The sequence below is a fragment of the Parahoeflea alexandrii genome, assembly GCF_027214025.1.
Taxonomy (GTDB): domain Bacteria; phylum Pseudomonadota; class Alphaproteobacteria; order Rhizobiales; family Rhizobiaceae; genus Hoeflea; species Hoeflea alexandrii_A.
The window spans coordinates 797,697-811,395 of the sequence record NZ_JAPWHB010000001.1 but is presented as its reverse complement, the minus strand read 5'-3'; the positions used below and the strand labels follow the sequence as shown (position 1 = coordinate 811,395).

General features: G+C 64.5%; 9 protein-coding genes. 8 read left to right on the top strand and 1 reads right to left on the bottom strand.

What is annotated here, in order from left to right; all coding sequences use genetic code 11:
* Positions 1–38: 38 nt before the first annotated feature.
* The 8 genes from O4H62_RS03950 to O4H62_RS03915 all read left to right on the top strand — a co-directional run bounded on the left by O4H62_RS03950 (position 39) and on the right by O4H62_RS03915 (position 12,916).
* Complete coding sequence (locus O4H62_RS03950; RefSeq protein ID WP_269385807.1) at positions 39–2,021, top strand: heme lyase CcmF/NrfE family subunit; 1,983 nt, start codon at positions 39–41, stop codon at positions 2,019–2,021.
* A gap of 2 nt (positions 2,022–2,023) precedes the next feature.
* Positions 2,024–2,506: a cytochrome c-type biogenesis protein gene (locus O4H62_RS03945; RefSeq protein ID WP_269386306.1), complete on the top strand. Its 483-nt coding sequence runs from the start codon at positions 2,024–2,026 to the stop codon at positions 2,504–2,506.
* A 35-nt stretch (positions 2,507–2,541) separates the two neighbouring features.
* Positions 2,542–3,771, top strand: a complete 1,230-nt coding sequence (locus O4H62_RS03940) for a bifunctional alpha/beta hydrolase/OsmC family protein (protein ID WP_269385806.1) — start codon at positions 2,542–2,544, stop codon at positions 3,769–3,771.
* Positions 3,772–4,021: 250 nt separating this feature from the next.
* Entirely contained in the window at positions 4,022–5,590 is a 1,569-nt protein-coding gene (locus O4H62_RS03935) for a Do family serine endopeptidase (protein WP_269385805.1), read from the top strand.
* 165 nt (positions 5,591–5,755) lie between these two features.
* Positions 5,756–6,433: a response regulator transcription factor gene (locus O4H62_RS03930; RefSeq protein WP_269385804.1), complete on the top strand. Its 678-nt coding sequence runs from the start codon at positions 5,756–5,758 to the stop codon at positions 6,431–6,433.
* A 6-nt stretch (positions 6,434–6,439) separates the two neighbouring features.
* A complete protein-coding gene (locus O4H62_RS03925; RefSeq protein ID WP_269385803.1) occupies positions 6,440–7,843 on the top strand; it encodes a sensor histidine kinase in 1,404 nt (467 codons plus the stop codon).
* Positions 7,840–10,866 carry a bifunctional [glutamine synthetase] adenylyltransferase/[glutamine synthetase]-adenylyl-L-tyrosine phosphorylase gene (locus tag O4H62_RS03920; protein WP_269385802.1) on the top strand — a complete coding sequence of 1,009 codons (3,027 nt, stop codon included), beginning with the start codon at positions 7,840–7,842 and terminating at the stop codon, positions 10,864–10,866. Before O4H62_RS03925 ends, O4H62_RS03920 begins: the two co-directional genes overlap by 4 nt.
* A gap of 232 nt (positions 10,867–11,098) precedes the next feature.
* Positions 11,099–12,916 (top strand): methyl-accepting chemotaxis protein, encoded by a 1,818-nt coding sequence (locus tag O4H62_RS03915; RefSeq protein ID WP_269386304.1) that lies wholly within the window; start codon positions 11,099–11,101, stop codon positions 12,914–12,916.
* 77 nt (positions 12,917–12,993) lie between these two features.
* Here O4H62_RS03915 and O4H62_RS03910 read toward each other — a convergent pair whose 3' ends face one another.
* Positions 12,994–13,530 (bottom strand): cytochrome b, encoded by a 537-nt coding sequence (locus O4H62_RS03910; RefSeq protein ID WP_269385801.1) that lies wholly within the window; start codon positions 13,528–13,530, stop codon positions 12,994–12,996.
* Between the last annotated feature and the right edge of the window lie 169 nt (positions 13,531–13,699).

Below are 13,699 nucleotides of genomic sequence, written 5' to 3'. Positions count from 1 at the left end.
GCCGCGGCACCGGGCCCGGCATTGGAGGAGATGACGCCATGATCACTGAAATCGGCCATTTCGCCCTGATCCTCGCGCTGGCGACTGCGGTCGTCCAGTCGGTCGTCCCCCTGATCGGCGCCCGCCGCCGTGACGCGGGGCTGATGGCGGTCGGACCGATGGCGGCGCTGACCTCGCTGATGCTGGTGGCGATCTCGTTCTTCGCCCTGACCCACGCATATGTGGTGTCCGATTTCTCGGTCCAGAACGTGGTCGAGAACTCCCATTCGCTCAAGCCGATGCTCTACAAGATCACCGGCGTCTGGGGCAATCACGAAGGTTCGATGCTGCTGTGGGTGCTGATCCTAGTGTTGTTTTCGGCCCTGGTGGCGCTGTTCGGTCGCAATCTGCCCGACACGCTGAAGGCCAACGTGCTCTCGGTCCAGGCCTGGATCACCGTGGCGTTCCTCCTCTTCGTGCTGTTGACCTCCAACCCGTTCCTGCGTCTTGATCCGGCGCCCGCGGAAGGCAACGACCTCAACCCGATCCTTCAGGACATCGGCCTGGCGATCCATCCGCCGCTGCTTTATCTCGGCTATGTCGGGTTTTCGATCTCGTTCGCCTTTGCCATTGCGGCGCTGATCGAGGGCCGTATCGACGCTGCGTGGGCCCGCTGGGTCCGCCCCTGGACGCTGACTGCTTGGATCTTCCTGACCGCCGGAATCTCGATGGGCAGCTACTGGGCCTATTACGAGCTGGGCTGGGGCGGCTGGTGGTTCTGGGACCCGGTCGAGAACGCCTCCTTCATGCCCTGGCTCGTCGGCACCGCTCTGCTGCACTCGGCGCTGGTGATGGAAAAGCGCGAGGCGCTGAAGATCTGGACGGTTCTGCTCGCCATCCTGACGTTTTCCTTCTCGCTGCTCGGCACGTTCCTCGTGCGCTCGGGCGTGCTGACATCGGTGCATGCGTTTGCCACCGACCCGGCGCGCGGCGTGTTCATTCTGGGCATCCTGGTGGTCTTCATCGGCGGCGCGCTGGCGCTGTTCGGCTTGCGCGCCGGCACATTGAAGGCCGGTGGCATGTTTGCGCCGATTTCGCGCGAGGGGTCGCTGGTCCTCAACAACCTGTTCCTGACCACCGCTGCGGCGACGGTGCTGGTCGGCACGCTCTATCCGCTGCTGCTGGAAGCCGTCACCGGCACAAAGATTTCCGTCGGTCCTCCCTTCTTCAACCTGACCTTCGGCCCGCTGATGGTGCCTTTGCTGCTGGCCGTCCCGTTCGGGCCACTGCTGGCGTGGAAGCGCGGTGACCTCGCCGGCGCCGCCCACAGGCTCTATTTCGCCGTCGGCATTTCGCTTCTCGTCGGTCTGGGCGTGGTGTTCCTCGAGACCGGCGCGCCGGTTCTTGCGGGGCTCGGGATCGCGCTCGGCGTGTTCCTGATCCTGGGTGGACTGACCGACCTTGCGTTGCGCGCGGGCATCGGTCGCGTCGGCGCCGGGATCGCCTTTGCGCGCCTTGTCGGACTGCCGCGGTCGGCCTTCGGCTCGGCGCTGGGCCACATGGGCCTGGGCGTCACCGTGATCGGCATTGTCGCGGCCAGCGTGTTTTCAACCGAAACCGTCATTGCCATGAAACCCGGCGACACGGCCAGCGCAGGCGGTTATGAGCTGCGCTTCGACGGTATCCGCGATTACAACGGTCCGAACTATTCCGCCCAGTCCGGCGAATTCACCGTTTTGCGTGGCGGCGTCGAAGTGGCGAACATCGCGTCGGCCAAGCGGTTCTACCAGGCGCGCAGGATGCCTACCACCGAAGCCGGCATTCTGACCTTCGGTGCCAGCCAGCTCTACATCGCGCTCGGCGATCCCGAGGCCAATGGCGGGCTGGTGGTGCGGATCTGGTGGAAGTCCTGGGTCACCTTCATCTGGTATGGCACCATCGTCATGGTGATCGGCGGCATGCTGTCGCTGTCCGACCGGCGCCTGCGCATCGGCGCACCCAACCGGGCCCGCGCGAAGAAATCCGCAGAGGCGGCGGCGTGATGATGCTGCGTCAGGCGATTGCCGCTTTCGTGCTGATGCTGGGCCTGATCGGCCCGGCTGCTGCGGTCAACCCGGACGAGGTGCTGGACGACCCGGCGCTCGAGGCGAGGGCGCGCACCCTGTCGCTCGAATTCCGGTGCCTGGTCTGCCAGAACCAGTCGATCGATGATTCCAACGCCGAACTCGCCCGCGATCTGCGACTGCTGGTGCGCGAGCGGCTGGTGGCCGGTGACAGCGACCAGGACGTGATCGATTATGTCGTCTCGCGCTATGGCGAATTCGTGCTGCTCAAGCCGCGCTTTTCTGTGCAGACGCTGCTGTTGTGGGGCGCTCCGATCGCGATCTTTCTGGTCGGTGCGGGCGTCATGCTGATCAACAGCCGCGGCCGCGGCAAGTCGGTCGCCGCCGCCGGTGGCAGCACGCTCACGGACGCCGAACAGGCCGAGCTCGCGAAACTGTTGAAAGACCGTGATCAGCAAGCCTGATATGACGGCTCCGATTATCTTGAAAGGGGCATCACATGACGGCACACACGATCAAGGCGGAATTCGAGGGCCATTCCGGCGCTAAACTGGCCGCACGGCTTGATCTTCCCGCCGGCGCGATTCGTGCCTGGGCACTGTTTGCCCATTGCTTCACCTGCTCCAAGGACAGTCTCGCGGCGAAGCGCATCTCGGGCGAACTGGCGCGTGCCGGCATTGCCGTCATGCGCTTCGATTTCACCGGGCTGGGTTCCAGCGACGGCGAGTTCGCCTCGACCAATTTCTCCTCCAATCTCGCCGATCTGCGTGCCGCCGCGGACTGGCTGGCCGCCCACTACAACGCGCCGGAGATCCTCGTCGGCCATTCGCTCGGCGGCGCCGCAGTGCTGGCGATTGCCGGAGAACTTCCCTCGGTCAAGGCCGTCGCCACCCTGGGTGCTCCCGCCGAAGCGAAACACGTGATCGAGAACTTCGGCGACCAGGTCGGCGAGATCCATGCCCAGGGCGAGGCCGAGGTCAGTCTCGGCGGCCGGACTTTCACCATCCAGAAGCAGTTTGTCGAAGATCTGAGCGCCACCAGCCTGGCCGACCGCATCGGCCACATGAAGAAGGCGCTGCTGATTCTGCATGCGCCGCGCGATCAGGTGGTTGGCATCGACAACGCCGCGGCGATCTTCACCGCCGCCAAACATCCCAAGAGCTTCGTCTCGCTCGATGGCGCCGATCACCTGCTGACCGATCCTGCGGACGCAAACTATGTGGCCGGCGTCATTGCCTCCTGGGTGGCGCGCTACCTGCCGGCCGAGGCGCCGCGGCGCGAGGATGAGCCGGTCGAGGATGTGGTGGTCGGCGAAACCGGGCAGGGGCGTTTCCAGGTCTCGGTCCAGGCCGGGCCGCACCGGTTTCTCGCCGACGAGCCTGCCGATGTCGGCGGCGCCGACACCGGACCGTCGCCCTATGACCTGATGTCGGCGGCGCTCGGCGCCTGTACCGCCATGACCCTGCGCATGTATGTGCGGCTGAAGAAGCTCGATCTCGGCCTGGTGACGGTCGCCGTCCGTCACAACAAGGTACATGCGGCCGACTGCCTGGAATGCACCGACGAGGAACGCGCCAATGGCGGCAAGATCGACCGGTTCGAGCGGATCATCTCGATCGATGGCGGCGCACCCGAAGCGCTTGCCGACAAGATCGTGGAGATCGCCGGAAAATGTCCGGTCCACCGGACGCTGGAACATGGCGCCAAGGTGGTGACGAAAGTCCGCTGACCGCTTTATCCGCCTCTGTTGCCATCGCCCTTCCGCCGCGCCCACCCATGCGGCGGAAGGGCGTTGTCGTTGTGATATTCCGGGTGTTTTCCTATTGTCGGAGGGCAGGCGAACCGGATTGTGGCGAAGACAAGGCGGCAAACATTACAAAGGTTTAATGATCCGGAAAGCTTGCCGTAACTGCAATCGGCCTATCTCTTCACCTCAAGAGCCGGATCAACGGCTTTGCCACCAAACAAGAGGTTGAGACATGTCGAAAACGCCACGTAGATTTTCCAAGGGATTCCTGAGCACGACCGCTATTGCCGGTATCGCGGCGGCGCTTCTTGCCACGGGTGTTCCCGCGCCGATCTCCGGCGCCTTTGCCGACGCTGTCCGCGTTGAGGCCCCGCAGGCGCCGAGCTTTGCCGATGTTGTTGAGGCCGTGTCGCCCGCCGTCGTTTCGGTGCGGGTGCAGGCGGAAGTCAAGCCGGTTTCAGATGACGGTGGGTTCAGCTTCGATTTCAACGGTCGCGGCTTCGAGGATCTGCCGGACGATCACCCGATGAAGCGGTTCTTCGACCAGTTCAACCGCGGCTTCGGCGACAAGCGCGGACCAGACAGCGACCGTCGCGCAGAACGTGACCGTCGCGGTCCGGACGGCAATCGCCGCCCTGGCCGTGTGCGTCCGGTCAGCCAGGGTTCCGGCTTCTTCATCTCCGAAGACGGCTATCTGGTGACCAACAACCACGTTGTCGAAGACGGCTCCGCTTTCACCGTGATCATGGATGACGGCACCGAACTCGACGCCAAGCTGGTCGGCCGCGACAGCCGCACCGACCTGGCCCTGCTTAAGGTCGAGGAAGCCCGCAAGTTCGTCTATGTCGATTTCGCAGACGACACCAAGGTGCGCGTCGGCGACTGGGTGGTTGCCGTGGGCAACCCGTTCGGCCTCGGCGGCAGTGTGACGGCAGGCATCGTGTCGGCCCGTGGCCGTGACATCGGCGCAGGTCCCTACGACGACTTCATCCAGGTGGACGCCGCCGTCAACCGCGGCAACTCGGGTGGCCCGACCTTCAACCTGAACGGTGAAGTGATCGGCATCAACACCGCCATCTTCTCGCCCTCGGGCGGCAATGTCGGCATTGCATTCGCCATCCCCGCTTCGACCGCCCGTGCGGTGATCACCGACCTGATGAAGGACGGTTCGGTCGAGCGCGGCTGGCTTGGCGTGCAGATCCAGCCGGTCACCGCAGACATCGCGGAATCGCTCGGTCTCGCCGAAGCCAAGGGTGCGCTTGTGACTGCACCACAGGATGACGCCCCTGCTGCCAAGGCCGGCATCGCGGCCGGTGACGTGGTCACCTCCGTCGATGGCGACATGGTCAAGGATCCCCGCGATCTCGCCAAGAAGATCGCCGCCATGGATCCCGGCAAGACCGTCGACATCACCGTCTGGCGCAATGGCAAGAGCGAAACCCTGAAGGTCGAACTCGGAACCCTGCCGACCGAAATGGCAGCCGTCACCCCGGACCAGGACCAGGCTCCGTCCGCACCGCAAGCCGAGGCAACGCTCGACAGCTTCGGCCTCACGGTGGTTCCGTCTGAAACCGGAAGCGGCCTGGTGATCACCTCGGTCGCGCCCGACAGCGCCGCCGAAGAGCGCGGTCTGCGCGCCGGCGACGTCATCGTCGCGGTGAACAACCAGGATGTGTCCAAGCCGTCCGACGTGGTGGGCATCATCGATGCCGCCGCCAAGGATGGCCGCAAGGCAGCCCTGTTCCAGGTCGAGAACGAGAACCGCTCGCGCTTCGTCGCCCTGCCGATAGATCAGGGCTGAGTTCATACCTGATCTTGTCGCATCCGGCCTCGCAAGAGGCCGGGTGCAACGACGCGGCGGCCGCCCCTATAGCCGCCGCGTTTTTGTTTTTTGTATTGTGTGCCTGCCAGCCGGCGTCCGTTGCCGGAGGCTTGCGGGACGGGGGGGAACCGGTAGGATTGCGCCATGAAGATTCTCATCATCGAAGACGACCTGGAAACTGCCGCCTACCTGTCGAAAGCCTTTCGCGAGGCGGGGATCACCGTCGATCATGCCAGCGACGGAGATTCGGGCTACTTCCTGGCGTCGGAGAACAGCTACGATGCGCTGGTTGTCGACCGGATGCTGCCCAAGCGCGACGGGCTGTCGATCATCAGCGAATTGCGCAGCAAGGGCGACGAGACGCCGGCGCTCATCCTGTCTGCCCTGGGCCAGGTTGACGACCGGGTCACCGGCCTGCGCGCCGGCGGCGACGATTACCTGACCAAGCCCTATGCATTCTCCGAACTCCTTGCCCGGATTGAGATCCTCGGGCGGCGCAAGGGCGGACGCGAACAGGAAACCACCTACCGTGTCGGCGATCTCGAACTTGACCGGCTGAGCCACGAGGTTCGCCGCGCCGGCCAGCCGATCCCGTTGCAGCCGCGCGAGTACCGGCTGCTTGAATACCTGATGAAGAATGCCGGCCAGGTGGTCACCCGCACCATGCTGCTCGAGCATGTCTGGGATTACCATTTCGACCCGCAGACCAATGTCATCGATGTCCACATCTCGCGGCTCAGGTCGAAGATCGAGAAGGATTTCGGCGAACCGCTGCTGCGCACCGTGCGCGGCGCCGGCTACATGATGAAAGCCGGAGGCTGATCGGTCGTGTCCCGGCTTCGCGCCATGCTTTCGACGACGGCTGTCCGCCTGTCGGCCCTCTACCTCGGCCTGTTCGCGCTCTGCGCGGTGGCGCTGGTGTTCTACGTCACCGCGATCTCCGAAGGCATGCAGCGCGACCGGACCCAGAATGCCATTGCCAACGAGTTGCGCATCGTGGCGGCAGCCTATCGCGGCGGCGGAGTGGCCGGACTGGTCCGCATCATCGAGCGCCGCTCGCGCCAGCCCGGCGCCAATCTCTATGCCATCGCCATGCCCACCGGCGATCTGATCGCCGGCAACATCGCATCGCTGCAGCCCGGCGTTCTCGATTCCGAAGGCTGGAGCGCGCTTCCCTTCCGCTATCAGCGTATCGGCGAAACCTCCAATGAAAATCACCGGGCGCTGGCGCAGGTGGTGTTCCTGCCCAATGGCATGCGGCTGATGGTCGGCCGTGACCTGGGCGAACGCGAGCAGGTGCGCGGCCTGGTTCGCCAGGCGCTGGTGATGGCGTTGGCGATCATGTTCGCAGGCGCGCTGGCGATCTGGTTCTTTGTCGGACGACGGGCGCTCAAGCGCATCGATCACATGTCGGAAGCGAGTAAGAAGATCCTTGCCGGCGACCTGTCGCAGCGCTTGCCCGTCAACGGATCGGGCGACGAATTTGATCGCTTGAGCCTGTCATTGAACACCATGCTGGGCCGGATCGAGCGGCTCAACGAGGGGCTGCGGCAGGTCTCCGACAACATCGCGCATGATCTGAAGACCCCGCTCACCCGGCTCAGGAACCGGGCCGAGGCGGCGCTCGTCGATGATGGCGGTCTTGCTGCCAAGCAGGAGGCGCTTGAGCAGATGATCGCCGACAGCGATCAGCTGATCCGGACCTTCAATGCGCTGTTGATGATCAGTCGCGTCGAGGCCGGATCGTCGACGGCGCAGATGAGCGATGTCGATCTCTCCCGACTGGCCCAGGACGCCAGCGAGCTTTACGAGCCGGTGGCCGAAGAGCAGGGCGTGAAGCTCACCGCGCAGATCGCTCCCGGCATCACCATCCGCGGCAACCGCGAGCTGCTGGCGCAGGCATTGTCCAACCTGATCGACAACGCCATCAAGTATGTCGGCGACGCGCCCGCGCCCGAGATCGGCGTCACGCTCGGCCGGTTCGGCGACAAGGTGCGGCTCGCGGTGACCGACAACGGCCCCGGCGTTCCCGCCAACCGGCGCGAGGACGTGGTCAAGCGCTTCGTGCGTCTGGATGAAAGCCGTTCAAAACCCGGCACCGGGCTCGGATTGAGCCTTGTCCATGCCGTTGCGGCGCTGCATGGTGGGCACTTGTTGCTCGATGACGCGCAGCCCGAGGCCGGGGACAATCCCGGTCTTGCCGCGACCATGGTGCTGCCGGGGGGGAAATGACAGACACGCCAGAAACGGGATTGCTTGCAGATCTCGGCCAGAGCCCGATCCGGGCGCCATCCCAGAACGCCGTCAAGTCCGTGGCGGCTGATCTCAAGCCGCTTGCCGCCGAGTATCCCCAGATTGCCGCGATCCTGGCGTCTGATGGTCCGCCGCGCGATTTTCTGCTCGCGGCGCTCGCCCTGTCGCCCTATCTGCGCGAAACCGCGCTGATCGACCCCGAGTCGCTGGCGCTTGCCGTATCCCTGCCTGCGCCGTACCTGGTTGCCAGGACCATCGAGGAAGCCCGCGCCTGCTGGCGCGACGCTGATGGGGGGCTCGCCAGCGAGGCTGACCTGATGCGGGACCTGCGCCGCGCCAAGCGGCGGGTTTCGCTGACGCTGGCCCTGCATGACCTTGCCCGGCTGATCGATGCCAGGCACACCACGGCAGCGCTGAGCGATCTAGCCGATGCGGCACTTGCCGCAGCCTTCGATCATCTGCTGCGCGGCGGCCACGATGCGGGCAAGCTCGAACTGCAGGATCCGGACCAGCCGTTCCGGAACTCGGGCCTGATCGTGCTCGGCATGGGCAAGCACGGCGCCCGCGAACTCAACTACTCCTCCGATATCGATATCGTCGTGTTCTTCGATCCTGACGCCGGCGTGGTGCGCGACCGCGACGAGGCAGGCGAGATCTACGCCCGCATGGTGCGGCGGCTGGTACGGATCATGCAGGAGCGCACCGGCGACGGCTATGTCTTCCGCACCGATCTGCGGCTGCGGCCCGATCCCGGCTCGACGCCGCTGGCGTTCCCGGTCGACGCGGCGATGAACTACTATGAAAGCCGTGGCCAGAACTGGGAGCGCGCCGCCTACATCAAGGCCCGCCCGGTGGCCGGCGACATCGATGCCGGCGAGCGGTTCCTCAAGGAACTGGTGCCGTTTGTCTTCCGCAAGTATCTCGACTTCGCCGCCATCTCCGACATTCACTCGATCAAGCGGCAGATCCACGCCCATCGCGGCTTCGGCGACATCGCGGTCAAGGGCCACAATGTCAAGCTCGGGCGCGGCGGCATTCGCGAGATCGAATTCTTCGTCCAGACCCAGCAGCTGATCGCCGGCGGCCGCATGCCCAAGCTCCGGCTGCGCCGCACCGACGAGATGCTGGTAGCGCTGGCCCGGGCCCGCTGGATCGACCCGGCGACCGCCCGGCTGCTGGTGGAAAGCTACTGGTATCTGCGCGACGTCGAACACCGCATCCAGATGGTGCGCGACGAGCAGAGCCACACGCTGCCCGAAAGCGAGGCCGAGCTTGCCCGCATCGCGCTGATGATGGGAGACGCCGACACGGCGAGTTTCGGCAAGACCTATGTCGCCGTGCTCGCCCGTGTCGAGGAATGCTATGCGGAGCTGTTCGAGAAGGAGCAGGGGCTTTCAGGCGGCGTCGGCAACCTGGTCTTCACCGGCGACGACGACGATCCCGGCACGCTCAAGACCCTCGCCGAACTCGGTTTCGAGCGGCCGTCCGACATCGCCCGCATCATCCGCACCTGGCATTACGGCCGCTACCGCGCCACCCAGTCGGTCGAAGCGCGCGAACGGCTGACCGAACTGACGCCGGAACTGCTCAAGGTGTTCGGCGCCACCAAGCGCGCCGACGAGGCGCTGATCCGCTTCGATGCCTTCCTGTCGGGATTGCCGGCGGGCATCCAGCTGTTCTCGCTGATCGGCAACAATCCCGGCCTGATGGCGCTGATGGTGACGATCATGGCCTCTGCACCGCGGCTCGCCGACATCATCGCCCACAAGCCGCACGTCTTCGACGGGATGCTCGACCCCGGGCTGATGGCGGAATTGCCGACCCGCGATTATCTCGCCGAGAGGCTCGCGACGTTTCTGGAAGGTGCCAGCGCCTATGAGGAAATCCTCGACCGGCTGCGCATTGTCGCGCTGGAGCAGAAATTCCTGATCGGCGTGCGCCTGCTAACCGGCGCCATCTCGCCCGAACGCGCCGCGCGCAGTTTCTCGCATCTGGCCGACCTGATCATCGGCGCGGCGCTGGAGGCGGTGCGCGAAGGCATGGAGGAGGCGCATGGCAAGGTGTCCGGCGGACGCGTCGCCGTGCTCGGCATGGGCAAGCTCGGCAGCTACGAGCTGACTGCCGGATCCGACATCGACATTATCCTGCTCTACGATCACGTTCCCGACGCCGATGAATCCGACGGGCCCAAGCCGCTCGATCCGGTTCGCTATTACACCCGCATGACCCAGCGACTGGTCACCGCGCTGTCGGCGCCGACCGCCGAAGGCATCCTATACGAAGTCGACCTCAGGCTTCGCCCGTCCGGCAACAAGGGGCCGGTTGCGACCTCGGTCCGGGCGTTCTCGAAGTACCAGGCGGAAGAGGCCTGGACCTGGGAGCACATGGCGCTGACCAGGGCCCGCGCCGTGGCGGGGGACGAAAGCTTGCGCGACGAAGCCCGTGCGCTGATCGACGAAGTGCTGGCACGGCCGCGCGACAAGGCCAAGCTGCTCGGCGACCTGACCGAAATGCGCGGGCTGATCGAGCAGGAGAAGCCACCGCGTGATATCTGGGACGTCAAGCTGATCCCCGGCGGGCTGATCGACATCGAATTCATTGCCCAGTATCTCTCGCTCAGCGCCCGCGCCAGCGGCTGGTTGCCGGCTCCCGAAGACGACGAGGCGGCCGGACTGCTGGCCGGATCCGCTCCCGATCAAGCGGCTGCGGGCATCGACCACAATGAATGCACCAGCACCGACGCCACGCTCAAAACCCTTGGCCCCGATGCGTTGGGCGACGAGGTGACGGAAAGCCTCAGGACCGCGCTGGCCCTGTGGAGCGGTCACGCCCAGATTGTCCGGCTCTGCACCGAGGGTGATTTCGCTCCGAGGGAAGCGCCCGCGGGCCTGATTGACCTTGTCGTGCGCGCTGGCCAGGCGCCGGATCTGGCAAGCCTGGAGGCCGATTTCAAAGCCACCTCGAAACGGATTCGGGCGATCTTCAAACAGGTCACCGGCTGACGCGGACAGCCATCGATTGGATCACTTCGGAACACGCAGCCCAGTCTGCGGCCCTGGAGCAGCCGGGACGGGAGAACTCCTGGCCGGCAAAACCGCGGCCAGATGTCCGATAATGGAAATATTCCGTTTTATCTATGACTTTTGGGAATCACCTTTTTAGCCATTGTTAACATTGGCATGGGCAATTGGTTATCAATCTCGGCATTCCTCCAAAGGTTGGTTATTAGCAATGATGAAGAACTTTAGAATTTCAACGCGGCTGTATTTCCTTGTCGGTCTGGCGTTGGCGGTCTTCACCGCAGCCGCCGTTTACCAGCTCTATGATTCCCACAACTCGATGGTGATCGAGCGCAAGGCCAAGCTCAAGGCGATGAACGAAACCGTCGTCACCATGCTGGAGTACTTCAAGGAGCAGGAAGCGTCGGGTGCCCTGACCACCGAGGAAGCACAAACCCAGGCGTTGGCCGCGATCCGCCCCATGCGCTACGAGGGCAACGGCTATTTCTGGGTCAACGACATGGCGAATTTCATGTTGATGCATCCGTTCAGCGCCACGCTGGAGAAAAGCGATCTGTCCGGCCTTGAAGACGCCAATGGCAAGAAATTCTTCCAGGAATTCATCGATATCGTGAAGGCTGATGGCCAGGGTTTTGTCGACTACCACTGGAACAAGCCCGGTGAAGAAGAGCCGGCGCTCAAATACTCCCATGTGCAGGGCTTCAAGCCCTGGGGCTGGGTTGTCGGCACCGGCGTCTATGCCGACGATCTTGCGGCCCTTTTCCGCCAGAATGCGACCACGACCTCGGTTACTCTCGGACTTGGCGCGTTGGCAATCCTGCTCATCGCCTATGCAACGGTGCGCAGCGTTGTGGGTCCGATCCGCAGCCTGAACGCTACCATGCAGGCCATTGCCCGCGAGGACGTTAGCGGCGAAGTGCCCGAAGCCGAGCGCAAGGATGAAGTCGGCGAAATGGCGTCCTCGGTTCTGGTTCTGCGTGACTCGGTGCGTGAACGTGCCCAGATGCGGGTCCGCGAAACCGAGCAGCAGCGGCAGCTCGATGCCGAGCGCGAAGACGGCATCCGCCGTCAGGAAAACATCAGCCAGTCCCAGGCGGATGTCATGGCCAAGCTTGGCGGCGCTCTTGAGCGACTGGCTGGCGGCGACCTGACGGTCCAGATCGACAACATTGCACCGGAATACGCAAAGCTCAGGGACGATTTCAACCGCGCGGTTACCGCACTCGGCGACGTCATCACTGCGATCGCCCAGTCCACCGACGTGGTCAACGCCAGCGCCGACGGCATTTCGGAAGCTGCCAACAACCTGTCACAGCGCACCGAACAGCAGGCGGCCTCGCTCGAGGAAACCGCGGCTGCACTCGACGAGATCACCTCGACCGTGCGCGGCTCTTCCGAGCGTGCGGCGGAAGCCAACCGCATGGTCGGCGAGACCCGCCAGAGCACCGACAAGTCCGGCAAGATCGTCACCGAGGCGATCTCGGCCATGACCCGGATCAAGGACGAGTCGGATCGCATCGGCAAGATCATCGGCGTGATCGACGAGATCGCCTTCCAGACCAACCTTCTTGCCCTCAACGCCGGCGTCGAAGCCGCCCGAGCAGGGGAAGCCGGCCGCGGCTTCGCGGTTGTCGCCCAGGAAGTGCGCGAACTGGCGCAGCGCTCGGCAACGGCAGCCCAGGAAATCAAGCAGTTGATTTCAAGCTCCGCCAACGAGGTCCAGAACGGTGTGTCGCTTGTCCAGTCGACCGGCGAGGCGCTCTCTGAAATCGAGAAGTTCGTCACCCAGGTCAACGAGCAGGTCAACTCGATCGCCACGGCTGCCCGCGAACAGGCCAATGCGCTTGCCGAGGTCAACACCGCCGTCAACCAGATGGACCAGATGACCCAGCAGAACGCGGCCATGGTGGAAGAGACCAGTGCGGCCAGCCTGACGCTGACGCAGGAAAGCGCCCAGCTCAACTCGATGCTGCGCAACTTCCGTCTGCCGCAGTCGGGCGGACGTGGTCAGCAAAGCCGCCGCGCGGCCTGACACCGGTCATCAGTCAACCGGACTGGAACAACAGAACCGGCGCCTGCGACAAACGCAGGCGCCGGTTTTTGATTCCGTCAGCTGCCGAACCACATGCGGCGGAGCGTGGCGTCACGCTTGACGAAATGGTGGAAGAGGGCGGCCGCGGCGTGCAGTACGAACAGCGCGAGCAACAGCTTGGCGACGATGCCGTGGGGGACGCGCGGGGCGAAGTCGCCGAAGTCGGGAAGCGGGCCGGGTGCACCGCCGAAGATGATATCGCCCGCGCCGGACAGCACGAACAGGCCGATGCCGCTAGCCGCCATGACAAGGATGGCGAGGTAGAGAAGACCGTGCACCGCCTTGGCGGCCTTGATCTGCCAGGCGGGGTCTCCGGCAAGCGGATCGGGATGGGTGTCGAAACGCCACCACCAGACGATCCGCGCCAATGTCAGGAGCAGCACGGCGATCCCCATCGGTGCATGGGCGGTCAGAATCCGGGCCTTGGCCGCAGGGTCGCTGGTCTCATCGGCCAGCATGCCCGATCCCAGCAGGGCAATGATCAGCAGGACGGTGAGCCAGTGGAGGCTCACGGCAACCGTGCCATAGGCTGTTGAACTGCTTTTGCTCGTCATCGTGATGTTCCTTCGGTTCGTGTAAATGTGCATTTGACTGAAAATCCGGAGTTATGAGCATGCGCCCGGCAGATCGGCGGTCCGGCGGCCGGAAATGCCGGGGTGGCGGATTTGGCGGGAAAACCTGCCGTCGCCAGCACGGCGCAAGTTGGTCCCATTAGTCTGCGCA